The 21,898-nt window shown below is 72.3% G+C and carries 19 protein-coding genes and 1 pseudogene; 3 read left to right on the top strand and 17 right to left on the bottom strand.

Annotated features, from left to right (window positions below; translation table 11 throughout):
• Nucleotides 1–57: 57 nt before the first annotated feature.
• Together ACH427_RS30970 and ACH427_RS30965 are read right to left on the bottom strand one after the other, a co-directional pair.
• Nucleotides 58–2,871 carry a helix-turn-helix transcriptional regulator gene (locus ACH427_RS30970; RefSeq protein ID WP_398874906.1) on the bottom strand — a complete coding sequence of 938 codons (2,814 nt, stop codon included), beginning with the start codon at nucleotides 2,869–2,871 and terminating at the stop codon, nucleotides 58–60.
• Between the two features lie 81 nt (nucleotides 2,872–2,952).
• Nucleotides 2,953–3,612: a TetR/AcrR family transcriptional regulator gene (locus ACH427_RS30965; RefSeq protein ID WP_398874904.1), complete on the bottom strand. Its 660-nt coding sequence runs from the start codon at nucleotides 3,610–3,612 to the stop codon at nucleotides 2,953–2,955.
• Nucleotides 3,613–3,685: 73 nt separating this feature from the next.
• Between ACH427_RS30965 and ACH427_RS30960 the strand changes: the two genes are divergently transcribed.
• Together ACH427_RS30960 and ACH427_RS30955 are read left to right on the top strand one after the other, a co-directional pair.
• A complete protein-coding gene (locus ACH427_RS30960) occupies nucleotides 3,686–5,143 on the top strand; it encodes an MFS transporter (RefSeq protein WP_398874902.1) in 1,458 nt (485 codons plus the stop codon).
• A gap of 60 nt (nucleotides 5,144–5,203) precedes the next feature.
• On the top strand, nucleotides 5,204–5,797 hold the full coding sequence (locus tag ACH427_RS30955) for an NAD(P)H-dependent oxidoreductase (RefSeq protein WP_398874924.1): 594 nt from the start codon (nucleotides 5,204–5,206) through the stop codon (nucleotides 5,795–5,797).
• Nucleotides 5,798–5,871: 74 nt separating this feature from the next.
• On the opposite strand, the gene ACH427_RS30950 is transcribed toward ACH427_RS30955, so the two are convergent.
• From ACH427_RS30950 to ribA, 8 genes are all read right to left on the bottom strand, one after another.
• A complete protein-coding gene (locus ACH427_RS30950; protein WP_398874900.1) occupies nucleotides 5,872–6,609 on the bottom strand; it encodes a class I SAM-dependent methyltransferase in 738 nt (245 codons plus the stop codon).
• Nucleotides 6,606–7,790 carry a flavodoxin family protein gene (locus ACH427_RS30945; RefSeq protein ID WP_398874898.1) on the bottom strand — a complete coding sequence of 395 codons (1,185 nt, stop codon included), beginning with the start codon at nucleotides 7,788–7,790 and terminating at the stop codon, nucleotides 6,606–6,608. Before ACH427_RS30945 ends, ACH427_RS30950 begins: the two co-directional genes overlap by 4 nt.
• The gene (ribD, locus tag ACH427_RS30940) at nucleotides 7,787–8,863 is read right to left on the bottom strand and encodes a bifunctional diaminohydroxyphosphoribosylaminopyrimidine deaminase/5-amino-6-(5-phosphoribosylamino)uracil reductase RibD (RefSeq protein WP_398874922.1); all 1,077 of its coding nucleotides are present in this window, start codon (nucleotides 8,861–8,863) and stop codon (nucleotides 7,787–7,789) included. The genes ACH427_RS30945 and ribD overlap by 4 nt, the downstream gene beginning before the upstream one ends.
• 38 nt (nucleotides 8,864–8,901) lie before the next feature.
• Entirely contained in the window at nucleotides 8,902–9,894 is a 993-nt protein-coding gene (locus ACH427_RS30935) for a formylglycine-generating enzyme family protein (RefSeq protein WP_398874896.1), read from the bottom strand.
• Nucleotides 9,891–11,186 carry an SGNH/GDSL hydrolase family protein gene (locus ACH427_RS30930; protein ID WP_398874894.1) on the bottom strand — a complete coding sequence of 432 codons (1,296 nt, stop codon included), beginning with the start codon at nucleotides 11,184–11,186 and terminating at the stop codon, nucleotides 9,891–9,893. The genes ACH427_RS30935 and ACH427_RS30930 overlap by 4 nt, the downstream gene beginning before the upstream one ends.
• Nucleotides 11,183–11,902, bottom strand: a complete 720-nt coding sequence (locus tag ACH427_RS30925) for an SAM-dependent methyltransferase (RefSeq protein WP_398874892.1) — start codon at nucleotides 11,900–11,902, stop codon at nucleotides 11,183–11,185. The genes ACH427_RS30930 and ACH427_RS30925 overlap by 4 nt, the downstream gene beginning before the upstream one ends.
• Before the next feature lie 88 nt (nucleotides 11,903–11,990).
• On the bottom strand, nucleotides 11,991–13,676 hold the full coding sequence (locus ACH427_RS30920; protein ID WP_398874890.1) for a WD40 repeat domain-containing protein: 1,686 nt from the start codon (nucleotides 13,674–13,676) through the stop codon (nucleotides 11,991–11,993).
• Nucleotides 13,673–14,278 (bottom strand): GTP cyclohydrolase II, encoded by a 606-nt coding sequence (gene ribA, locus ACH427_RS30915; RefSeq protein ID WP_398874888.1) that lies wholly within the window; start codon nucleotides 14,276–14,278, stop codon nucleotides 13,673–13,675. The genes ACH427_RS30920 and ribA overlap by 4 nt, the downstream gene beginning before the upstream one ends.
• Nucleotides 14,279–14,620: 342 nt before the next feature.
• Between ribA and ACH427_RS30910 the strand changes: the two genes are divergently transcribed.
• A complete protein-coding gene (locus ACH427_RS30910; protein ID WP_398874886.1) occupies nucleotides 14,621–15,670 on the top strand; it encodes a questin oxidase family protein in 1,050 nt (349 codons plus the stop codon).
• Nucleotides 15,671–15,720: 50 nt separating this feature from the next.
• Here ACH427_RS30910 and ACH427_RS30905 read toward each other — a convergent pair whose 3' ends face one another.
• From ACH427_RS30905 to ACH427_RS30875, 7 genes and pseudogenes are all read right to left on the bottom strand, one after another.
• Nucleotides 15,721–16,188, bottom strand: a complete 468-nt coding sequence (locus ACH427_RS30905) for a protein-tyrosine phosphatase family protein (RefSeq protein ID WP_398874884.1) — start codon at nucleotides 16,186–16,188, stop codon at nucleotides 15,721–15,723.
• 230 nt (nucleotides 16,189–16,418) lie between these two features.
• A complete protein-coding gene (locus ACH427_RS30900) occupies nucleotides 16,419–16,718 on the bottom strand; it encodes a hypothetical protein (RefSeq protein ID WP_398874882.1) in 300 nt (99 codons plus the stop codon).
• 73 nt (nucleotides 16,719–16,791) lie between these two features.
• Nucleotides 16,792–17,619: a tyrosinase family protein gene (locus tag ACH427_RS30895; RefSeq protein WP_398874880.1), complete on the bottom strand. Its 828-nt coding sequence runs from the start codon at nucleotides 17,617–17,619 to the stop codon at nucleotides 16,792–16,794.
• A 58-nt stretch (nucleotides 17,620–17,677) separates the two neighbouring features.
• Nucleotides 17,678–18,094 (bottom strand): tyrosinase family oxidase copper chaperone, encoded by a 417-nt coding sequence (locus ACH427_RS30890; protein WP_398874878.1) that lies wholly within the window; start codon nucleotides 18,092–18,094, stop codon nucleotides 17,678–17,680.
• A gap of 317 nt (nucleotides 18,095–18,411) precedes the next feature.
• Nucleotides 18,412–20,352 carry a PAS domain S-box protein gene (locus ACH427_RS30885; protein ID WP_398874920.1) on the bottom strand — a complete coding sequence of 647 codons (1,941 nt, stop codon included), beginning with the start codon at nucleotides 20,350–20,352 and terminating at the stop codon, nucleotides 18,412–18,414.
• A gap of 305 nt (nucleotides 20,353–20,657) precedes the next feature.
• Nucleotides 20,658–21,059 carry a hypothetical protein gene (locus ACH427_RS30880; protein WP_398874877.1) on the bottom strand — a complete coding sequence of 134 codons (402 nt, stop codon included), beginning with the start codon at nucleotides 21,057–21,059 and terminating at the stop codon, nucleotides 20,658–20,660.
• Nucleotides 21,060–21,419: 360 nt separating this feature from the next.
• A pseudogene (locus ACH427_RS30875) lies at nucleotides 21,420–21,898 on the bottom strand (hypothetical protein); the annotation flags it as partial.

Genomic DNA, 21,898 nt, shown 5'->3' with positions numbered 1-21,898 from the left:
GGCACCGGGGCCGCGGCTGGCCGCTGACCGGGGAGAATCCGCCGCCGCTGCCCGCGCTCACGCGCAGGGAGCGGCGGCGGTCTCGTGTTCGTGCCGGTCTCCGGTCACCAGCCGGAGGGAACGGCGGTCCGATATCGACAACTTCCGGTACACCCGGCTCAGATGCATCTCCACGGTGCGCCGCGTGACGTACAGCTGGTCGGCTATCTCCCGGTTGGTCAGCCCCTCCGCCGCGAGCAGGGCGGTCCTGCGCTCCGCCGGGGTGAGCGAGCCGGGCCCGGTCTCGGTGTGGCGGCGCGGCCGGGCTCCCGCCTCGATCATGTCCCGGCGCAGTTCCTGTACGAGCGTGCGGGCGCCGCACTTCTCGGCGAGCGCCGCGGCGGTGCGCAGGTGTTCGCGGGCCTCACGGGGCCGGTCGGTGCGTATCAGCTCGCGTCCCAGGTCGCGCAGGGTCCGGGCCTCGTCGAGCGCGGCCCCGGCGTCCCGCAGCAGCCGGGCCGCCTCGCTCAGCAGCGCCGCCCGCTCCTCGTCCGGTGCCAGCAGCCCGGCGGCCCGCAGGGCGACGCCCACCGCGTGGGCGGTGCCGTAGGCCCTGGCCAGGGTCAGCTCCTCGGCCACCAGCCGCCGCGCGGCGCTCCCGTCGCCGAGCCGGGCGTGGGCGAGGGCGGCCTCCGAACGCCAGGGATACAGGGCCGGGTTGCCCCAGCCCCGCTGCCGCAGCAGCCGGCCGCACTCCTCCAGATCGGCCAGGCCGGAGGCCACGCGGCCTGTCGCCACCTGTAGCCGGCCCCGGTGGAAGAGCAGCCCGGGCAGGGCCACCGCGGGCATGGTGGTCTCCAACTCGGGCTCCAGCAGCACCTGTCGGGCCCGGTCGGGTTCGCCGGACTCGTGGAGCGCGCTGCCGAACCAGCCGCGGACCAGCGCGGAGCCGAGCCAGGTGTGTCCGGCGGGTTCCGGGCCGCGCTCCAGGACGTCGCATGCCGCGTCCAGGCACTCGCCGATCCGGCCGGCCCGGAAGGCGCACTCCGCGAGGGCGGCGCGGGCGAGGGCGGCGACGGTGCGGGAGCCTTCGGCGGTCGCCGCGGCCAGCACCGCCCGAGCGTTCTCCAGCGCCTCCTCCCCGGCGCCCGAGCGGGCCAGGACGAGGACGAGCCCGAGCCGCATCAGGGCGTGGTCGTTGGCGGAGGAGACCGGTTCGCTCAGCGCGAGGCGGGCCTGCCGTACGGCGTCGGCGCGCTGCCGGCCGCTCCAGTGGGCGCTCATGGCCGGCAGGGCCGCCTCCGCGCGGCGCACCCACGGGGACCGGGCGGCCTCGCTCAGCGGCGCCGGCCGGGCGGTCGGGGTGGTTCGGCCTTCGAGGAGTTCGAGCAGGTCACGGACGGCATGGAAGCCGGCCTGTAGCTTCTTGCCGGCCCCCGAGCGGGCCAGTTCCCCGGCCTCCTCCCGGACGATCCGCAGTGCCTCGGCCATGTCCCCGGTCATGGCCACGGCCTGTGCCAGATCCAGCATCACCATGGCGCGGTGCTCGGTGTTCCCCCGGAGGAGGCCGGCCGTACGGCGCAGCCTGGCGACCGCGGCCTCGGGTCCGTCCGCCAGCTCGATGCGGCCGAGGCGGCGCAGCAGGTCCGCCTCTTCCCCGGGGCCGCACTCGGCCAGCCCGCGTTCCAGGCACACCCGGGCCCGCGCCAGGTCGCCGTCCGCGAGCGCGGCGTCGGACGCGTCCACGAGCAGCCGCCGCGCCCAGGGCGTGCCGATCGGTGAACCGGGCAGCAGGTGCGCGGAGACGCACTCCCGGGCGGCGCCGGTGGCGTACAGGGCCTTCGCCGCCTCGGTGTGCAGCCGGGCCCGCTCGCTGGGCCGCATCCGCGCCCGGAACGCGGCCGCCACCACGGGCTGGCCGAAGCCGATCCCGTCCGGGCCCTCGGTCAGTACGCCGCAGCGCACCAGCCGGTGGAGCACGTCGGCGGTCTCGGTGGGGTCGAGGGGAGTGAGCCGCGCGACGAGCTCACCGTCCGCGCCGGGGGCGGCGATCGAGGCCGCTTCGAGGACGGCTTCGACGTTGGGGGAGCAGCCGGTCAGCCGGGCGAGGAGGGTCTCGGCGACCTCCACCGGACCCAGCTCCGCGACCCGGTGGGCGGGCACTTCCGCCGGTCCGAGCCCGGTGCGGCGCAGTTCGCGCAGCAGCGCCTGGAGCAGCCAGGGGTAGCCGGCGGTGGCCTCGCGGCAGGCGTCGGCGAGGTCGCCGCCGATCCGCTCACCCAGGGCGGAGGTGAGCAAGTAGCCGACGCTGTCGGTGTTGAGGCCCTGGAGCACCATCCGGCGGTGGAAGGCGGCGGCGACCCCGGCGGGGGTCTCGGCGGGCTTCGGTTCCGTGCGGCCCGTCAGGTCAGGGCGGTCGAGTCCCAAGGTGGCCAGCAGGGCGAGGGGCACGCCTTCCAGGCGGGCCATCAGATAGCCGAGCCACTGCAGCGAGGCGGCGTCCGTCCACTGGAGGTCGTCGATCACGATGAGCAGCGGCGCACGGTCCGCCGCCGCGACGGTCAGCCGGTGGAGTCCGGCCGCCTCCCCTTCGGCTTCGGCCGAACCCTCCCCGCTCACGAGCCGTCCTTGTGCCGTCCGCGCGCCCAGTACCCCCAGTAACTGGTCGCGGACCTGATGCAGCACCCCGTACGGCCGGTCCCGCTCCCGGGGTCTGGCCCGCGCGGCGACCGTCTCGAAGCCCCGGCCGCGGGCCGCCCGCAGCGCGGCGCGCACCAGGTGCGACTTGCCCACGCCGATGCCGCCCTCCAGCAGCAGGCTCGTCCCCATTCCCGCGTCCGCGGTGTCCAGGATGCGGTCGACCGCACCCATCTCGCTGTCCCGGCTCAGCACAGCAGTTCCCCTCCCGCTCGCCCCGTGCGTCCCCGTCGGTCCTGTGCCGGCCCGGTCCCTCCGCCGGCCCGGCGCCATGGGTCAGAAGTCGTCGAGGCCCCCGTGCCGGTGGCGCCACTGCTCGGTGGCCACCCCGGACATGACGACCTGCACCACGTCCTCGGCGAGCGTGGGCGTCACCGGCAGGTGCCCGAAGAGCACCCGGTAGTAGGTGGTCGAGGCCAGCATGTCCAGGAGCAGGTCGATGTCCGCGTCGGGCCGGATGTCGCCCCGGCGGATGCCGCGCCGCAGGGCTTCGGCGGTCGAGGCGCGGCGGGTGTGGAAGAACTTCTCCAGGAACGCGCTCTTCAGGTCCGGGGTGTCGGCGAGGTCGGCGATGAGCGCGGGCAGCACGCGCCGGCCCAGGGAGGTGCCGAAGGCCTGGCTGAGCGTGCCGATCCCGGCGATGAGGTCGCAGTGCGTGCAACCGGTGTCCGGGGTCGGGGCGGTGCCCACCGTGGTGACGAGCGCGTCCACGACGAGGTGCTGCCGGGAGCGCCAGCGGCGGCGCAGGGCGGGCTTGCTCGTGCCGGCGCGGGCGGCCACGGCCTCGAGTGTGAGGTTGCCGTAGCCCGACTCGTTCAGGAGCTCCATCACCGCCGCGGGGACGGCCGCGTCGATGCGCCCGTCCCGGGGCCTGCCCGCGCGCTGCCGGCCGGATTCGTGTGCTTCGGCCAGAGCGCCGTTCGGGGTGTTCACCATGCCCTCAGTATAGGTAAGCTGAAATAGATTCCGGTCCGGAACGGAATGAAACTTTTTCCTCAGGAGGTTCGTCGTGTCGCAAGATGTCAACGAGGTCGCCGAAGGGGTCGGTGAGCCGGTCGCGCCACCGGCCGCCGGCGGGGGCGCGGCGGTGGAGAGCGTCTTCTCGGGGGCGTACCGGGCCCTGACGCTCGGGGTGATCCTCTCGGTGAGCATGGTCGCCTTCGAGTCGCTGGGCGTGGCCACCGTGCTGCCCGACATCGCGCGGGACCTGGACGGCCTGGGCGCCTACGGCTGGGGTCTGTCGGCGCTGATGCTGGCCAACATCATCGGTACGGTCGTCGCCGGCCGCGCCGCCGACCGCACCGGCCCGGCCCGGTCCATGGCCGTCGGCATGCTGATCTTCGCGGTGGGCTGCGCCGCGGCGGGTGCCGCCGCGTCCTGGCCGCTCTTCCTGCTCGGCCGGGCGCTTCAGGGTCTCGGCGTCGGGGCTGTCATGAGCATGGCTTACACCATGATCGGACTCGCCTACCCCGAGCACCTGCGGGCGCGGATGTTCGCCCTGCTGTCCTCCGCCTGGACCGTCCCCTCGCTCATCGGCCCCGTCATCGCGGGCACCCTGGCCCAGCACACCAGCTGGCGCGGGGTCTTCCTGCTGATGCTGCCGCTGATCGCCATCGCCGCCGCGCTCACCCTGCCCGGCCTGCGCAAGCTCGACCGCCCGCAGGGCGCCGCCTCCGGCGCCGCGCCCGCCGGTCCCTGGTGGAAGAGCCCGCTCGCCACCAGCATCCTCCTCACCGCCGGCACCGCGCTGCTCCTCCAGGCGCTGCTGCTGAAGAACCTGGCCCTGCTCATCCCGCTCGCCGTGATCGGCGTGGCCGTCGCGGTGCCGACGCTGCGCCAGGTGACCCCGGAAGGCACGCTGAGCATCCGCCCCGGCATCGGCGCCGGCATCGGCATCCGCTTCCTGCTCTGCGCCGTCTACTTCGGCAGCGAGGCGTTCCTCCCGCTCGGCCTCCAGGAACTCCGCGACGTGAGCGCCTCCATGGCCGGCCTCGGCCTCTCCGCCGGCGCCATCACCTGGGTGCTGGGCTCCGCCTACCAGGCCAAGCTCGACGGCAAGGACAAGCGCGGCCGCACCGGCAGCGTCACCCTCGGCTTCGTCATCCTGCTCGTCGGCGTGGTGATCATGGCGCTGTCGATCCTCGTCGAGGCGATCCCGGCCATGGTCGCCGTGGCCGGCTGGGCGATCGGCGGCATCGGCATGGGCATCGCCTTCAACGCCGCCACCACCGACACCCTGGAGCAGACGCCGGGCGAGCAGCAGGGCCTGGTCAGCGGCTCGCTGCAGCTGGCCCAGACCCTCGCCACCGGCCTGATCGCGGGCCTGGGCGGCGCCGCCATGGCCATGGCGGACCAGCACGGCTCGACGACCCGTACCGCGCTCCTGTTCACCTTCATCCTCACCGCCGTGCTGGCCCTGGCCGGTGTGCTCGTCTCCCGGCGGCTGCGGCCCGCCGCGGCCCGGTAGTCCGGACCGCGACAAGAGGGAAACCGCGACAACAGGGAAGGAGACCCGACCGTGGAAGACATGCTGCTCCTGGGGTTGAGCGCACCGACCGACGACGACCCCTTCGGCGGTCCGCTGCTCCGCGCGCTCGCGTCGCCCGGCGCCTCGGGCACCCGCCTCGTCGTCAGCACGACACCGTCCGTGCTGGCCCGGGAGGGCTCCGGCATCGCCCCGACCCACCCCGTGGCGGACACGCTGCGGCAGATGGCGGCGCTCGCCGACGGGCTCGTGATCACCGTGCCCGAGTCGGGCTCCGCGCCGGCCGCGTCACTGCGCACGCTGCTGAACTGGCTGACCTGGCCGGCCGAGGACTCCCCGCTGGTCGACAAGCCGGTGGCGGTCCTGACCACCTCGGCGGGCCCGGCGGTGTCCTCGCCGCAGCCGTACTGCGAAGTGGAGCGCATGCTCTTCAGCGCCGGTGCCGACATCGTCGGCCCGCGCACCGTCATCGGCCGCGCCGCGCAGGTGCTGCGCGAGCGCGAGGACGGGCAGGTGACCTTCGACGACCCCGGGGCCGCGGTCCGGCTGCTGTTCCACATCCACCGGATCGCGGCGGCGGCCCGGCAGAACGCGGGACTGCCGCCGACGGACGATTCCCGGCCGTGGCTGCTCTGAGAGCGGACGCCAGGAACGCCGGTGGGCCCCCGCGGATCCGCGGGGGCCCACCGGTACGCCGGGAAGAGGTGGCGCTACGCCCGGCAGCGCAGCATCTCCAGCGGGGGGTTGGCGAGGAAGTCCTCCCAGAACTCCGGCCCGTAGGCCTTGACGCCGTCCTCCGGCACCGACAGCGGCACCCACGTCACCTCGCTGAAGCCGGCCGCCGTGAGCGCGCCCTCGTACACGTCGCGCCGCGGGTAGTGGGTGAGGAACTCGATGGGCGGATCGAGCAGCGCGGTGATGCGGACCTGCGTGCCGACCGCGCTCTCGCCCTCCGGTACGTAACGGAACCCGTACTTGTCCGTGGAGGGGCCGTCGAAGCGGAAGCCGGGGGCCTGGGTGAGCACGAAGAACTCGCCCCCCGGCCGCAGGCTCCGGTGCACACCCCGGCACATCCGCTCCATCGCGGCCGGATCGTCGGCGTAGTTGAGCAGATAGACGGCCGTCGCCGCGTCGAAGGGCCGCTCGAAGCGGGGCAGTTCCGCCCCGTCGGCGACCTCGTAGCGCACCCCCATCGGGGTGCGCTCCTCGATGGCGCGGGCGGCGGCCACCATCTCGGCCGAGACGTCGACGCCCAGCACGTCCGCGGCACCGAGCCGCTTGGCCTGCCGGGTGTAGAAGCCGGTCCCGCACGCCAGGTCCAGGACCGACTTGCCTGTCAGGTTCCCGAGCATCCGGAGGAAGCTGCCCAGCTCCGGATACCGGGCCAGGGGCAGCGTCTTGAAGCCCTCGTACGCCTCGCCTATCTCGTCGTACTGCTGAACGGTCAACTTGCCTTCTCCTCAAGGGTGTCGGGGATCGCGGCGCCGGTGGGGACCGCGCGGCGGCGCAGCCGTGCGCCGGCCAGGGCCAGGCGCCGGCCCTGGTGGCGGGCGGCCGCCAGGACCTCGGGGCCCGGCAGGGCCCCCGCCGAGCGCGGGTGCGAGGTGCCGTAGGGATTGCCGCCCGCCGCGAACACCGCGGGGTCGGTGTAGCCGGGCGGCACCACCAGCGTGCCCGAGTGGTGCAGCACATGGTGCAGGGACAGCAGGGCCGACTCGCTTCCGGCCTGCGGGTGCGCGGTGGTGACGAAGCCGCTGGCCGGCTTGCCCGCCAGCGGTCCCGGACCCGCCGGGGGCTCCAGCGACTGCAGGAAACCCAGCATCGACGCGGCCATCGCGCCGGAGCGGACCGGCGCGCCGAAGGCCACCGCGTCCGCCCACGCCACATCGCCCGCCGCGGCGGGCTTCTCCGGAAAGCCCTCCAGGCTCCGCAGCCGTACCTCGGCCCCGAGTTCACGGGCCCCCGCCGCGCACTCGTGCGCCAGCAGCCGGACCGGCTCGTCCCGCGCGCAGTGCACGACCGTGACCCGGGCGGGCCCCGGACCCGGCGCCGCGCCGCCGGGCTCCGGCCGGGTGCGGGCGGCCACGTCGGCCAGCCTGCGGCCCAGCGCCCAGGCCGCGGTGAGCTCCGGTTCGCCGACCGGCCCCTCGCGGTGCGCGGTGACGGACAGCCCGTAGGGGTTCGCCCCCACCCTCTGGAACAGCGGATCGGCGGGATCGGCGCCCAGCGTCCACGCGCCCCAGTGGTACATCGTCTGATAGAGCGTCAGCAGTGTGGCCTCGCGGCCGCCGTGGACGCAGGTGGAGGACGTCATGCCCGTCACCACCCGGTCGGCCAGCAGCCCCTTGTGCCACAGCGGGGAGGTCGACTCCAGGAAGCGCTTGAACGGCGAGGAGACGTTGCCGAAGTACGTGGGTGTGGCCAGCACCAGGCCGTCCGCCCACAGCACGTCGTCGGGCGAGGCCGGGCGCTCGGGCCATGCCCGGGCCGCTTCCGGCGCCTCCTCGTCCGCGACGCCCAGCAGCCGCACCTGCGCGCCGTAGGAGGCGGCACCCTCGGCGGCCGCCTCGGCGAGCGTCCGCATGGTGCCGCGCCTGCTGTGGTGGACGACCGCGACCTTGGGCCTCACCGCGTGCCCTGCGCGCCGGGCAGCGGACGGCGCAGCACCAGTCGTACGTCGTCGCCGAGCCGGTCCACCTCGTCCAGGCGCAGCCGCACCGCCTCGCTCAGCGTTCCGGCGCCGAAGCCGTCGAGCACCGCGCGCCCCGTGGAGCCGAGCAGGACCGGCGCGACGTAGGCCACGACCCGGTCCAGCAGCCCCCGGGCGGCGAACTCGGCCGCCAGCCGGGCGCCGCCCTCCAGCAGCACGGAGCGCGTCCCCCGCCCGTACAGCTCACTCAGCAACTCCCCGAGGTCCAGTCGCCCGTCGGTCTCCGGCAGGGTCAGCACCTCGTGGCCGCCGGGCAGTTCGGGCGCGGGCGCGACACGGCCGACGACCACCAGGGTCGGTGCCGCGTCGTCCAGGACGCGGGCGTCCGGCCGGATGCCGCCGGTGCGGTCCAGCACCACGCGCAGCGGCGGCCTGCCCGGCACGCCGTGGCGCAGCCCCAGGTGCGGATCGTCCTCGCGCAGGGTCCCGGACCCGACCAGCACCGCGTCGTGCGAGGCCCGCAGCCGGTGCGCGTCCTCACGCGCCGCGGGGCCGGTGATCCAGCGTGAGGAGCCGTCGGGCGCCGCCGAGCGCCCGTCGAGCGTGCCGCCGAACTTCCAGGTGACGTACGGCCTGCCGGTCCGCACGGAGGTGAGCCACAGCTCGTTGGCGCGCTCGGCTTCCTCGCGCAGCACCTCGGCCACCACCTCGACCCCGGCGTCGCGCAGCCGCCGCGCGCCGCCCGCGGCACGGGGGGTGGGGTCGGGCACCGCGTAGACGACCCGTGCGACGCCCGCGCTCAGCAGGGCGTCGGCGCACGGGCCGGTGCGGCCCTGGTGCGCGCACGGCTCCAGGGTGACGACGGCGGTGGCGCCCCGCGCGCGGTCGCCCGCGGCCGTGAGGGCCTCGGCCTCCGCGTGCGGGTGGCCCGCGCCCCGGTGGAACCCCTCGGCGACCGTGGCCCCTTCGGGGTCCAGCAGCACACAGCCGACCAGCGGGTTGGGGCTGGTGCGGCCCAGCGCGGTGACCGCGAGCTCCAACGCCCGCCGCATGGCCGCCAGTTCCGCCGCGCTGGCGGCGGGCGCGGCCGTCACGGCGTCTCCGCGAGCCGGAAGCCCATCGCATAGATGTCCCGTTCGTACCAGCCGTGCCGCCGGCGGCAGCGGGCGAGGTCACCGAAGCGGGTGAAGCTGCCGCCCCGGGCCACGCGGTACGTGCCGCGGGTCACGGCGAGATCGTCGGCGACGGCCTCCCCGCCGGGGTAAGGGCCGTAGTCGTCGGCCGTGTACTCCTCGACGTTGCCGGCCATGTCGTGCGCCCCGAACGGGGAGCGGCCCGCCGGGTACACCCCGATCGGCGAGGTGGTCAGCGGTCCCTCCTCCACCGTGTTGGCGCACTCCGGCCGGAAGTCGTCCCCCCACGGGAACTCGCGGCCGTCGCCGCCGGAGGCCGCGTACTCCCACTCGGCCTCGGTCGGCAGCCGGAAGCCGCGCCCGGTGCGCCGGGCGAGCCACGCGGCGTAGGCGTCGGCGGCCTCCGCGGACACGGTCCACACCGGGTGGTTGGCGAGTCGCTCCGGATAGACACCGAACCGCCAGCTCGACGGCAGCAGGGAACTTCCCGTGGCCTCCAGGAAGAGCCGGTACTCCACGTTGGTCACCGGGTGCAGGGCGATCCGGAACGCCGGGAGGTCCCGCTCGTACACGGGGCACTCCTTGGCGATCCACTCCTCCTCCACGCCCGCGTGGCGCCAGCGCCCGGTGACCGGGCCGACCTGCGCGGGGTCGAGGCCCAACTGGACGCGCGCCGCCGGGACGTCGGCCATCGGCGGGTCCTCAGGGCGGATCCGCGGGTCGCCGACCATCCCCAGGACGGTGCCGGCGGCGTGGCGCCGGGTGAACGGCTCGGCGGGGTCCTCCGCCACCGCGACGAGCGCGTCCGCCTCCAGGGACAGCAGATCCCGGTGGTCCGCGAGGCCCCAATGGGGGCCGCGCGCCCGGAAGCTGTCGGGCAGGCCCATGGCCGCCCGGTCGGAGAGGGTGTTGGGGTTGGCGAGGACGACCGGTGGGGTGCTGGTGGTCATGACTTTCTCCCATGGGCGCCGGGAACGTCGCCTCCGGTCAGCGCGGTGAGCGGCACCGCGTCGGCCAGGGTCCGGTAGCCCGTGTCGTTCAGGTGGATGTGGTCGCCGCCGTCGAGGGCGGCCCGGACGCGCTGCGGGTCGGCCGGATCGCGTACGGCCGCGTCGAAGTCGACGACGGTGTCGAAGGCGGCCAGGGCCGCGGGGGAGCGCAGCGTGGTATTGACCTCGACGCGCGCGCGTTCGGCCTCGGGGGTGTAGAAGGGGGAGTCCTTGAAGGGCGTCAGGGTGCCCACCACGACGCGGATGTGCCGAGCTCGCAGCCGCCCGGCCATGGTGCGCAGCCCGTCGAGCACCTGCGCGGACGTGGCGCGGGGCTCCAGCTGGAGGTCGTTGATGCCCTCGTAGAGCACGGCGGTCCGCACGCCCGGCCGGTCGAGCACGTCGCGCTCCAGCCGTCCGAGGGCGCTGGTCCCGCGCTGCGGCCGGTCGGTCTCGGTGCCGTCGCGCAGGATGCGGTTGCCGCCGATGCCCTCGTTGAGCACCCCCATGCCCCGGGTCGCGGGGTCGGCCGTCATGCGCCGGGCGAGGGCGTCCGTCCAGCGCGCGTCGGCGTCCTGGGTGGACTTCACGCCGTCGGTCTGCGAGTCGCCGAGGGCGACGACCGTGCCGCGCGTGCCGGGTCCCCTGACGTCGACGCCGGTCAGGAAGAACCAGGACGTCTCGGTCCGGGTGTACGCGCTGCCCGCGCTCTCGCCCGCGTGGTCGCCGGGCTCGGAGACATAGTTGCTCTGCTGGGCCAGCCAGTGCCAGGTCGTCGGCCCGGTCGGGCGCGGCAGGTGGACGCTGACCAGGAGGTTCCGGTCGGCCGGCACGTCGAACGGCACGGGGTCGCTGAGGACTTCGGCCCCCACGGGCACGGTCGTGCCGGTGGCGCCGCCGTCGAAGGTGACCGGCCGCAGGGTGCCGGGCGCCGCGCTGGGGGAGGAGCCGGAGCCGGCCAGCGCGACGGTACTGGTGCCGAGGGCCAGCGGAGCCGTGCCGTGGGCGTTGGAGAACCGCAGGCGCAGCTCGCCGCCGGCGGCCGAGGCGTGGACGACCATGCGGACGGTCCGGTTGTCGATGCCCTCCTGCGAGATGCCGGTGGGCGCGGCGGGCGCGGGCGCGGTGCCCCATGTGCCGGTCCACCCCTGCGGGGCGCCGGCGGCCCGCGCGGGCGTGCCCGTGAGCGTGGCCTGGGCCAGCAGCGCGGCCGTGGCCGTGGCGACGGCCGCGCGGTACGGACGTGTGCTCATCGTCCGTCCTCCCCGGTGCGGCGGAACGTGCCCACCAGATAGGTGAGTCCCGCGATCGCGCGGGGCACCCGGTGCGTCTCGACGGGGGTGAAGCCGTGCGCGCCGATCAGCTCGTTCAGCTCGTCCTCGGTGAACTCCCGGTAGAGGCGGTTCCCCTCGTTGGTGTACAGCCCGCCGATGCCGCCCGCCGCGTGGAAGACGGAGAGGGTGTAGAGGCCGTCCGGGCGCAGCAGGCCGTGGATCCGGCGCAGGTAGCTCCCGTACGCGTCGGGGTGCTGGTGGTGGAAGCAGCCGTTGTCCAGCGCCGCGTCGTAGGCGGCGGTGCCGGGCAGGTCGAGCACCGCGGTGGCCAGGAACCGGACCCGGCCGGGCCGTTGCCGGGTGATGGCCTCCCACTCGGGGGCCGCGACGAGGTCGATGCCGGTGACGCGGTGGCCGCCGTCGAGAAGGATCGCGGCGTCGAGGCCGCGGCCGGTGCCGAGGTCGAGCACGTGCGCGTCGGCCTGTCCGCCTAGCGCGCTCATCAGCAGCCGCGGTGCCCGGCGCATCGCCTCCTCGCCGGTCCAGATGTCCCGGCCGTCGGCGTAGTGGTGCTGGAAGTCGCTGTTCAGGACGGCGGTGTAGGCGGCCTCGTCGAGGGGGACGGCCTCGGTACGTTCGACGTCGTACCGGTCGGCTATCGGATGGCTGTCGTCCATGCGGAGCGGTCCTGTCATGTGAAGTGCGTCAGGGTGTGCGGGCATGGGTTCCGGGGGAGGCGGGTCGTCCCCTCGCCTCCCCCGGAACCGCCTGTGGGGGGTGGACTCAGATGCCGATGGTGTAGACCTGTCCGTCGTAGGACGAGGCGGCGAAGCAGTGGTGCTCCGCGTCGTAGGTGAGCGAGGAGATCCCCGCGGTCGTCGGCCGCACGATCGAGGACCACCCGCCGGCGACGCGGTCGTAGAGCGCGACGCGCCCGTTGTAGCTGCCGGTGGCGACGGTGCGGCCGTCGTCGGAGGCGGCGACGCACTTGATGGAGTGCGTGTGCGGGGTGTCGAGGACCTCGGGACGCTGCTCCGGGTCCCAGATGCGCAGCTTCAGGTCACGGCTGACACTGGCGAACCAGCCGCCCCCCAAGCCGGCGCAGCCGTTGGCGATCCGGCCGTGGGCCTCCTCGGCCGTGGCGACCCGCGACAGGTCCGAGATGCGGTACCAGGTCGCGGAGGCGTCGGCGGCCACCGAGAAGAGCAGGTCGCCGGAGACGGCGATGCCCTTGACGGCGTTGGTGTGCAGCGGCAGATCGGCCACGTGCTCCACCGCGTCCGGGCCGTCGAGCCGCAGCAGCAGCCCCTCGCCGGTGTACGCGCCGACCACCGCGTACCGCTGCCCGTTGTGCTCGAAGGCCGCGCCGCAGTTGAGCGGTGAGCGGTGCTGGTGGAGTTCGCGCCCGGTGAGGGCGTCGAAGACCTTGCCGAGCTGGCCGCCGGAGAGCACCAGGTCGCCGAGGGGGGTGAGGAAGTTGCACAGGCTGCCGGTGCGGGCGAGCACCTCGCCGTCGCGGTGGACGATGCCCGCGTCGCCTATGGTGAGCGCGGAACCGGCGGACGAGAGCACGGCATTGACACCCTGGGTGGGCGGCACCTCGCCCGCGTCCCAGGAGCAGCCCTCGTAGTCGTAGCCGCGGTAGCCGGCGCCGAAGGTCGCGAAGACCAGCCGGGACCCGCCGGCGAACGCGCAGGAGCGGGGCCACACGTCGTCGGGCAGGGCGGTGGTGTCGCGGAGCTCGGGCTTGCCGGAGGCGACGTTCCACAGCCGCATGGTGCGGTCGTAGCTGAGGCTGACCAGCAGGTCGCGCGAGTCGTCCAGCACCAGGCGCTTGATGCCCGCCTCGTGGGCCGGCACGACGGTGCGCCCGGCGTCGTCGACGACGATGATCTGGCCCTCGTCGTTGCCGGCGAAGATGGTGCCGCCGGAGGAGATGGCGATGGTGTCGGTCTCGACGCCGTCCATGTCCAGGTCGGCCACGAGGGCGCCGCTCTCCAGCGACCACCGCTTGATGGTGCCGTCGTCGCTGGAGGAGATCAGCTCGTCTCGGTCGCGGGCCCATTCGACCGAGATGACATCGGCGGTGTGCCCGGCGAAGGTGGCGACGAGGCTCCCGGCGAAGTCGTAGACCCGCACCCGGTGGTCGCGCGACGCGGTGGCTATCAGCTCCTTGGACGGGTGGAAGACGGACATCTCCACGTCGTCCTCCTGGTCGGCGAGCACCGCCACCAGGCGCAGCTCCGGCACCGTCCACAGGCGGGCGGTGTAGTCGCTGGAGGAGGTCACCAGGTGGCGCCCGTCGGGCGAGAACGCGCACTGGTTGGCCAGGTGGTCGTGGAAGGAGCGGGCGAGGGCCGTTCCGGTCCGCTGGTCCCAGCAGATGACCTGGTTGTCGTAGCCGGCGGTGGCGACGTAGGAGCTCTCCCAGGCCGCGATGCCGCTGATGGGTCCCCGGTGCTGGATCACGCTGTTCCTTCCACGAGTTCGATCGAGTGGCCGCCGTATTCGGCCTTGGCGCGCAGGTAGTGGTCGTTGCGCTCGTTACGGAAGATCCCGGTCCGGACCTGTTCCGCGACCTCGATGCCGTACGAGGTCAGCTGGGCGGCCTTGTCCGGGTTGTTGGTGTGCAGCTTGATCCGCTTCACCCCGAGCGTGTGCAGCATCTGGGCCGCCGAGCGGTAGTCCCGGAGGTCGTCCGAGAAGTTCAGCTCCCGGTTGGCCGCGAAGGTGTCCAGCCCGTCGTCCTGGAGCCGGTAGGCGTCCAGCTTGTTGTACAGGCCGATGCCGCGCCCCTCCTGGCGGAGGTAGAGGAGCACACCGCCGGAGGCGGCGAGCAGCTGCATCGACTCCGTCAGCTGCGGACCGCAGTCGCAGCGCGCGGAACCGAAGACGTCGCCGGTCAGGCATTCGGAGTGCAGCCGCACCAATGGGACCTCGGTGATCGGTCCGAACTGCACGGCGATGTGCTCCAAGCCGTCGCCGAGACCGCTGAAGGTGATCATCTGGCCGGGCTGCCAGGCGCCGTCGGCACGCTGTACCGGGATCTCGACCCGGGCTCGGATGCGCACGCTCCCGTCGAGCGGCTCCGCTGACAAACCGTGCAACGGGGTGTCTTCCCCATTGAGCGTTTTGGGCACTGATTCCTCCCGTTGAGCGAGCACGCCCCGAACTCCAGGGCGCGTTCCCAGCATGGGCACGGAGAGCGGATCGGACAGCACGGTCCGTACCGGTACGGGTACCGAGATTATTTGGGGGTGGTACCGAACCATCCGGTTCCGTTGCTTCGGAAGACCGAAGCTTTCGGTGGGTGAGGTACCTCAGTCGTATGGCCTCCGACCTCCGTCTTACGGCCGTCGGCGTAGCACTGCAGCCCGTTACGCCTGCCGCGCAGCCGTCCTAGCCTCGAAGGCATGGAGACGACGAGCGGAACACTCGACGAAGCTCTGGGACGCCTGCACGCCACCGGCCCCGAATTCCACGGCTTCCTCAGCAACCACGGCCCGATGGCCGTCGAGGCCCTGGTCAGGAACGGCCAGGCGCGCACCGTCCACCGCTGGCTCGACCACTACGTCACCAAACTCGAGGACGTACCGAGCGCGCGGACCCGCATCACCGACACCAACTGGAGGGAGGCACTGGGCGATCCGTCCCGCGTCACCGACTGGACCACCTACATGGCGCGGCAGGTCGCCGAACGCCCCTGGCGCGAGGTGCTGGCCGAGTGGTGGCCACGCCTGGTGCCCGGCATCGCGGGCGCCGCGACCCACCCCGTCATACGCGTCGGCCACGCCGTCCGCACCCTCCTCGACGACGGGGAAGAGGCACCGCGCGTCGCGGAGTTCGCGCACGCCCTCGGCTACTGGGCGGCCCGCCACACTCCCTTGCCGGTGACCGTACGACCGGTCGGCACGGCCACCCCCGCCGACGCGCTCGCCGCCCTCCCCCCGGTCGCCGACCAGGAGACCGGAGTCCTGAACGGCCTGGCCCAGCTCCCCGGCACCGAAGGCTGGCTGAAGGCCGCCGAGTCCCTCAACACCCCCCAGGACCCGGACGCGGCCCGCTGCCAACTGGCCGCCCTCGTCAGGGCCGCCACCCGCCGCTACGCCGACTACGGCCACGGCAACGCGGTGATGCTCGTGCACTCCGCCACAGCCCCGAACGCGGTACTGCGCACGCTGCCGGCCCTTCCCCGCGACCTCTGGTCCCTCTCGCTCGGCGCGGCGTGGGCGGCGAGCGCGGCGATCACGTCCCTCTACGCCCCGCCGGATGCCCTGCCGCCGCTACGAGCCGGTCGGCTCACCCCGGAGGACCTCTTCGAACGGGCCGCGGCGCACGGGGACGAACACGTCATCAAACTGACGGACACGGCGTGCGACGTGGCTTCCTGGACGGGGGAGGGCGACGGCCAGGCTCTGTCGGCGGCGGTACGGTCCATGGAACTGATCACGCCGGATCACTGAGGGCCTTGCCCGAAGGGGCGTGAGAGGGGCGCCTGACGGCACGAGGCCGGTCAGGCGCCCCTTGCTGACCCGGGCGTCGTGCCGCTGGTGAAGGCCCGACGGATGAACCGCCGTTGCCAGGGCACCTCGACCGCACGGGAGTGGTAGTTCCGCCGCACCCAGGTGACCGCCTCCTCGGGGCCCATCCCCTCGAAGACGCACATCACGGACAGCGCCGTACCGGTCCTTCCGACCCCGCCTCCGCAACAGACCTCGACGCGTTCGGTCGCGGCGCGGTCGTGGGCGAGGCGGAGTGCGCGGATCGCGTCGCCGGGGTCGGCGGGAAGCCAGAAGTCCCGCCAGGGGACCCACATGGACTCCCAGATGGGCTCGGGCGGCCGCTGCCCCGTCATATGCACGGTGAGCGTGGGCGTCTGCCCCTCCGGCAGGCCGTACCTCAGCCCCCGCCCCCGAACCAGCCGCCCGGAGGGGAGCCGGACGACTCCCGGGGTGCCGGCGCTCCATGGTTCGGTCGTCATGAATCCTGTTCCGATCGAGTGTCCGCCATGGAGTGATGATGGCGCATGGCGCCCGTTCCGAAGGCGGGGGTTCGTATGTGGCGGGTGGCCCGCAAGAACTTCATTCTGCCCCTTCTGCGGCTCCTGAACCGGTGCTCGAACGGCGGCGCTCCCTCGGGGGCGCCGCCGTTCGGCGTTCCGGCGCACGGTCTCAAGGGCCGGATTCCACCGGCAGGCCCGTGGGCCACGGCTCAATGGTCGTCCCAGTGACCGTCATGGGACGCGTGACGGTGCCCGTCGTGGATGTAGTCCACATGATCGCCGTGCGGGACGGCGACATGGCCGCATCCGTACCGGTGCTCGTGAGGATGGTCGGAGTGGGTGACGTGTGACGGAAGTTCGCACTCGTCGGTGTGGCCTCCGTGGGCGCGGTGCAGGTGCCCGCCGTGCACATAGTCGGTGTGGTCGTGGTGCGGGACGGCGACGTGGCCGCACGCGGGTCCGTGCTGGTGCGTGTGCTGGGGCAGGGCGATGCCGGCGGTGCATGTCATGGCAGTGCCTTCCTTCTCCTTCGCGGGCTGGGTACGGGTGAGGGGGCAGGACGGGCTCCGGCGGCCTGGGCCGTCAGGCGGGCCTGTCATAGGTGTAGAAGCGGGTGTGGTCGAGGACGGCGGCCGGAGTGATGTCGTCCCAGGGCCGCATCACGTCGTGGAGAGCCGCGACGTTCGGCGTGCTGTCGACGGGGAGGTAGGAAGAGGCGGGATGCTCGCGCTGCCACTCGGCCCACAGCTTGTCGAGGTAGGAGTGGTGCAGCCAGAACACCGGGTCGTTCGGTGACGCGCCGGTGGCCATCTGACCGCCGATCCACATGTGCACGCGGTTATGGAGGTTCACTCCGCGCCACCCTTCCAGATGGTTGCGGAAGCCCTCCGAAGCGCTGTTCCACGGCGGCATGTCGTACGTCGGCATGGCCAGCACGGAGCGCACGTCGGTATGAGTGGGAAGCCGGCCGCCTCCGGCCCCGAACTCCCGCTGTAAATAGGGCCGGGAGTCGGTGCTCACGGTGATCGGCCACTGCCCGGCGGAGTACGCGAAGGGGCCGGTCATCACCTGCGCGTCACGGTCGCGCCCGTTGCCGCCCAGGAAGCCGGCGTTCCACAGGGGCGCCGCGGCCGTACGGTCGGCGGCCCAGTCCCAGTAGGGGAGGGCCACCGAGGAGTCGAGCTCCTGCAATCGGCGTTCGAAAAGAATCAGGAACCAGCGGTGCCAGGGCAGGAACGATGGTGCCCGGTGGCCGAAGCGGTCACCGAAATCCGTGTCAGCGATGATGAATTCAATGTGCATCCTCACGAACTCGTCGTAGCCGCTGCTGCGTTTGAATTCAAGCAACGCATTGACGAAGCTGCGCTTCTCGCCGGATGTGAGGGCTTCCTGGTTCTTGCGGACTGCCATGGGATCGCGTCCTTTTGCGATGCGATGCGATGCGATGCGGTGAGGCGACGGCGGGTATTCAGGCTGTGACCAGGGGAACCAGGTCGGCCCCGCGAAGGGTCTCGACGGCGAGCCGGGCCGCCGCGTGCGGATCGGTGCACGGCTCATAGTGATTCAGAACGCTGACCCAGGTTCCATCGGCATTGCTCATCACATGCAGTTCCTTGCCGTCGACAAAGACGGAGAGGGTGTTGCCATGGTGATCGCCATGGCCGGCGGCAGTCTCCCGGCCGACGATGTGGCGCCCCAGATGGACCTCGTCAAAGGGGTGGACCTCGTCGGAGGGCGCGAGTGCCCGGCCGTCTTCCCGGCCCGCGTGCGCCGGGGCGCCGCCGGCCCGCGCCCCGCCGGACGGAGCGGGTCTGCCCGGCCGCATACCGGGAACGGCCAGGGCGGCCGCGGCACATATGGAGCGTCGACCGAGGTGCGATGACATATTTCCCCCTCGATACACATGACCCGAAAGGCGACTCTCGGATCGCAGGGGGGTGTTTTGACACAGGGCCGACCAAAGGCCAGGAGGATGCCGTCGAGCCCGGAACCGTCGTGCGGCCGCGGCATCACTCGTCCATCCCCCCGGGATGATCGGTGGTGGTGCCCAAGGCTCCACATCCAGGGGGCGGACAGGAACTTACAACATGCCGTGAACCCTGGAGAGCCGATTTCAGGCCGTTGGCCAAGGATTCCCCGGCTCGCCCTGTCACAGGTCGGAATGACAGCGGGTAATGCCTCACCGGCCGTTTACCGGTTGCCTCACGGAGCGGGGTGCTGCGGAAGCCGGAGCGTGAACCAGATGGTCTTTCCCCGGTCGAGGGGCCGAGTGCCCCAGCTGTCCGCCAAAGCGTCGACGAGGAGCAGACCTCGGCCTGATTCGTCCCCCTCCTCCGTCAGACGGAGCTGGGGCGGCTGGGGGTTGTGGTCGGTCACCTCGATGGTGAGTGCGTCGATGCTCCGGCGCACACGCAGCTGGATCGGGCCGGCGGCGTGAGAGAGGGCGTTGGTGAGGACTTCCGACGTGAGCAGCCGGGCGTCGTCGAGCGCCTCGGAACAGTTCCACGTGGTGAGGGCTTCGGCGACGAACCGTCTGCCCGCCGCGGCGGCGCCGGGTTCGGACGGCAGCTCGGTGGAGGCGGAGGCCAGGGGCGCGGGAGGCAACTGGACGAGGAGGAGGGTGACGTCGTCATTGTGGCCCGAGGTGTTGGGCAGCAGGGTGGCGAGAGCGTGGTCCGCCGCGGCCTCCAGCCCGCACGCGGACTCGAAAGCGGTCTGCAACACCCAGGCCAGTGTCCTGATCTGCTGCTCGATGTCCGTGTCGGGCGTCTCGACGAGGCCGTCGGTGTAGAGGGCGAGCGTGGACCCGGCACGCACATCGACGACCGCTTGCCGATGCGGGATGTCGCCGACGCCGAGCGGGACGCTGACGGGGGCGTCCATCGGTCGGACGTCGTGGCCCGGGGTGGCGAGGAGGACGGGCAGGTGACCGGCCGAGCAGATGGTCATCTTCCCTTCGTCCGGGGCTATGACCACGTAGCAGCAGGTGACCAGCTGGTCGGGAAGGTCGGCGACGATGGTGTCGAGCGCCTGCATGAGCCGGCCGGGCGGCATGCCCGTCCGGGCGAGGGCGTTGGCGGCCGAGCGCAGCTGCCCCATGACGGCGGCGGCTTCGAGCCCACGGCCCATCACGTCACCGATCAGAATGCCGACCTGGCCGCCGCCCAGGGGGACGAGGTCGAACCAGTCCCCGCCGACCCCCGCGCCCTGGGTGGCCGGCAGGTAGCGGCTGGCGGTGTGCAGACCCGGGACTTCCGGCGGCGTGCCCATCAGGCTGCGCTGCAACGTCAGGGCGACGTGCCGCTGTTGCTCGTAGAGCCTGGTGAGCTCGGCCTCGGCACGCTTGCGCTCGCTGATGTCCCGGACGATCGCGTAGGCGCCGACCACCGTGCCGCCGGCGTCGTAGGTGGGCCCGAGGGTGATGTCCACATCCAGCAGGTCGCCGTTGCTGGCCATGCGGACCGCTTCGAAGTGCCCGACTTTCTCGCCCCGGCCGAGGCGTCGCAGCAGTGCGCTGACCTCGTCCTTGTACTCCGGCGGGACGAGGAAGGACACATGGCGGCCGACGGCTTCGTCGGAGCTGTAGCCGTAGAGCTGTTGAGCCGCGGTGTTCCAGTAGGTGATGCGGCCTTCGAGGGTCTTGACCAGGATCGCGTCCTGGGACGACTCGACGAGCGCCGCGAGTTCATTGATCCTCTCCTCGGCGGTTTTGCGTTCGCTGACGTCGCGGACGGCCGCGGAGAAGAGGAGTCCGTCGGGTGTTTCGAGCGGGCTGAGGCTGATTTCGACGGGGAATTCGTGTCCGTCTTTGCGGAGCCCGTAGAGTTCGAGTCCGGCGCCCATGGGGCGTACTTGTCTGTTGTCGGCGTAGTGGTGGCGGTGGGCCGCGTGCCGGCCTCGGAATCTGTGGGGTACGAGGATCTCGACGGGTCGGCCGAGGAGTTCTTCGCGGCGGTAGCCGAAGACTGCTTCGGTCTGGGCGTTGACGAGTTGGATCGCCCCGGTGTCGTCCACGATGACCATGGCATCCGGAGCCGACTCCAAAAACACCCTGAACCGGTCCTCCGTCGCCCTGGCTTGATGAAGCCGGTGGAACCGCTCGGAGCATGGCGCGTGATCGGGTTCCTCACGCTCATCAGATATACGCTGCGTCGACATGGACCGGGTCTTCTCCGTCTGCCTGCTCTGCGGGCTGAAGCGCGAGATCCGATCTCAGCAGCGTTCGGCAACCCTGGCGCATACACGCAGACGGATTGACGCTCGCATGTCCAGAGCCGATCACTCCGGCGAGAGAACTGCCGAAACTTGAACGTATGCGGACGCCTCCGACCGTCGGTGATCGGTCCGCGAGCTCTCCGCATCCTGGACGGCGGGCTGAACCGCCGCACGGTGAGCCACTCGGCCGGACGGCGGAGCCCCTCTCCTGATGACAGGAGAGGGGCGCCAAGTCACTTCTTCCGGCGCTTGCGCGGCGCGGGCACGGTCGGCGCCTCGGTCTCGCGAGCGGCCGCGAGGAAGGGCGTCATGACCTCTTCGTACCGCTTGAGGGACTCGGCCCCGAGGTCGACCTCAAGCCACTTGGGCACCTGGATCTCCCTGATCTCCGTCACCGGGGAACCGTCCTCGTCCACCTCCCCCGTGAGGTCCTCCATCTCCTCGGTCACCGTCACGGCGAACTTGAGGGTGGTGAGGTTTTCCGTCACCTCGGGGGCGAGGTCGTCGAAGTCGATCCGCTGCACGAAAATCGGCGTCGTGATCGCCTGACCACCGACCTCGATCGTCTTCACCCCTTCCTCCACACCGGGCTGACCCTTGTGGGATTCGTCTACCTCAATGAATTTGGTGCCCATGGACGGCGCCTTTCCTCTGCGTCGGTACGTGGGTAAATCCTAGTGCAGGAGGGGTAGTTGACGCCAACTCAGGAGATTGTCGTGCCACTCTGGGGTGCGGGGGAATGGGCTCTCGGAATCTTCCGAGGTTTTGGGTGATGGAGCTTTGATATCGAGGGGGTGAATCGTTGGAAGGTGATTGCTCTTCTCGGGGGTCGTACGGATATCTGCCTTTTGGCGAAATCTGTACGCCTGTGGGAGGGCGCGTGATGGACAAGGCTGAGTCTGCGGGAAGCCGTAGTCCACGTTTCGTCCATGAGCTCCGGGAAGAGGCCCGGCCGGCACTGGTGGAGACGCCGACCGGGGCCGCACGGGGAACAGCTACCCAGTCGGGGTACCGGCTTGTCCGGGGAGTCGAGCCAGACCTGCTCCCCGTCGCCGTCCACGGTGAGCCTGAAGCGGTCGCAGCAAGGGCGGCTGTTCTCCACCAGCGGAAAGCCGTTTCCGTAGCGTGTACGCGCCGTGGTTGTACCGCTCGGCCCGCCAGAACGCGCCGGGTACGTGCAGCCCGATCACGAACTGTTCGAGCCACCCGCCGATGTCTGCGGGGGAGAGTGCGGTCACGCCTCTGACGCCGTCCGCGGGCCATTCCCGGCCCTTGAGGTAGGCATCGAACGGCGGCCGCTCGGTCCGCTGCTGCCTCAAGCGCATGAAGGCACTGAAGTGGGTGAAAGGTCCACTCGCCGCGCCGTCCTCGCCGACGGCCAGGCGCATGATGTACTCGCCGCCGTACTCGGTCCCCCAGGGCGCAACGATGACCCCTCCGGGGCGAGTCTGCTCGACCCACGCCCGGGGCACCT

It is taken from the genome of Streptomyces sp. NPDC020379, from assembly GCF_044387105.1.
GTDB lineage: Bacteria > Actinomycetota > Actinomycetes > Streptomycetales > Streptomycetaceae > Streptomyces.
This window is presented reverse-complemented; position numbering and strand designations above follow the sequence as displayed.

Bases quoted from the DNA above. Each gene is read 5' to 3' on its own strand.
- ribD (WP_398874922.1), bottom strand. From the start codon at position 8,863: ATGCGGCGGGCGTTGGAGCTCGCGGTCACCGCGCTGGGCCGCACCAGC.
- ACH427_RS30955 (WP_398874924.1), top strand. From the start codon at position 5,204: ATGCTGCTCCTGGGGTTGAGCGCACCGACCGACGACGACCCCTTCGGC.
- ACH427_RS30880 (WP_398874877.1), bottom strand. From the start codon at position 21,059: ATGGGCACCAAATTCATTGAGGTAGACGAATCCCACAAGGGTCAGCCC.
- ACH427_RS30965 (WP_398874904.1), bottom strand. From the start codon at position 3,612: ATGGTGAACACCCCGAACGGCGCTCTGGCCGAAGCACACGAATCCGGC.
- ACH427_RS30925 (WP_398874892.1), bottom strand. From the start codon at position 11,902: ATGACAGGACCGCTCCGCATGGACGACAGCCATCCGATAGCCGACCGG.
- ACH427_RS30905 (WP_398874884.1), bottom strand. From the start codon at position 16,188: ATGACGACCGAACCATGGAGCGCCGGCACCCCGGGAGTCGTCCGGCTC.
- ACH427_RS30890 (WP_398874878.1), bottom strand. From the start codon at position 18,094: ATGTCATCGCACCTCGGTCGACGCTCCATATGTGCCGCGGCCGCCCTG.
- ACH427_RS30935 (WP_398874896.1), bottom strand. From the start codon at position 9,894: ATGACCACCAGCACCCCACCGGTCGTCCTCGCCAACCCCAACACCCTC.
- ACH427_RS30895 (WP_398874880.1), bottom strand. From the start codon at position 17,619: ATGGCAGTCCGCAAGAACCAGGAAGCCCTCACATCCGGCGAGAAGCGC.
- ACH427_RS30900 (WP_398874882.1), bottom strand. From the start codon at position 16,718: ATGACATGCACCGCCGGCATCGCCCTGCCCCAGCACACGCACCAGCAC.
- ACH427_RS30930 (WP_398874894.1), bottom strand. From the start codon at position 11,186: ATGAGCACACGTCCGTACCGCGCGGCCGTCGCCACGGCCACGGCCGCG.
- ACH427_RS30910 (WP_398874886.1), top strand. From the start codon at position 14,621: ATGGAGACGACGAGCGGAACACTCGACGAAGCTCTGGGACGCCTGCAC.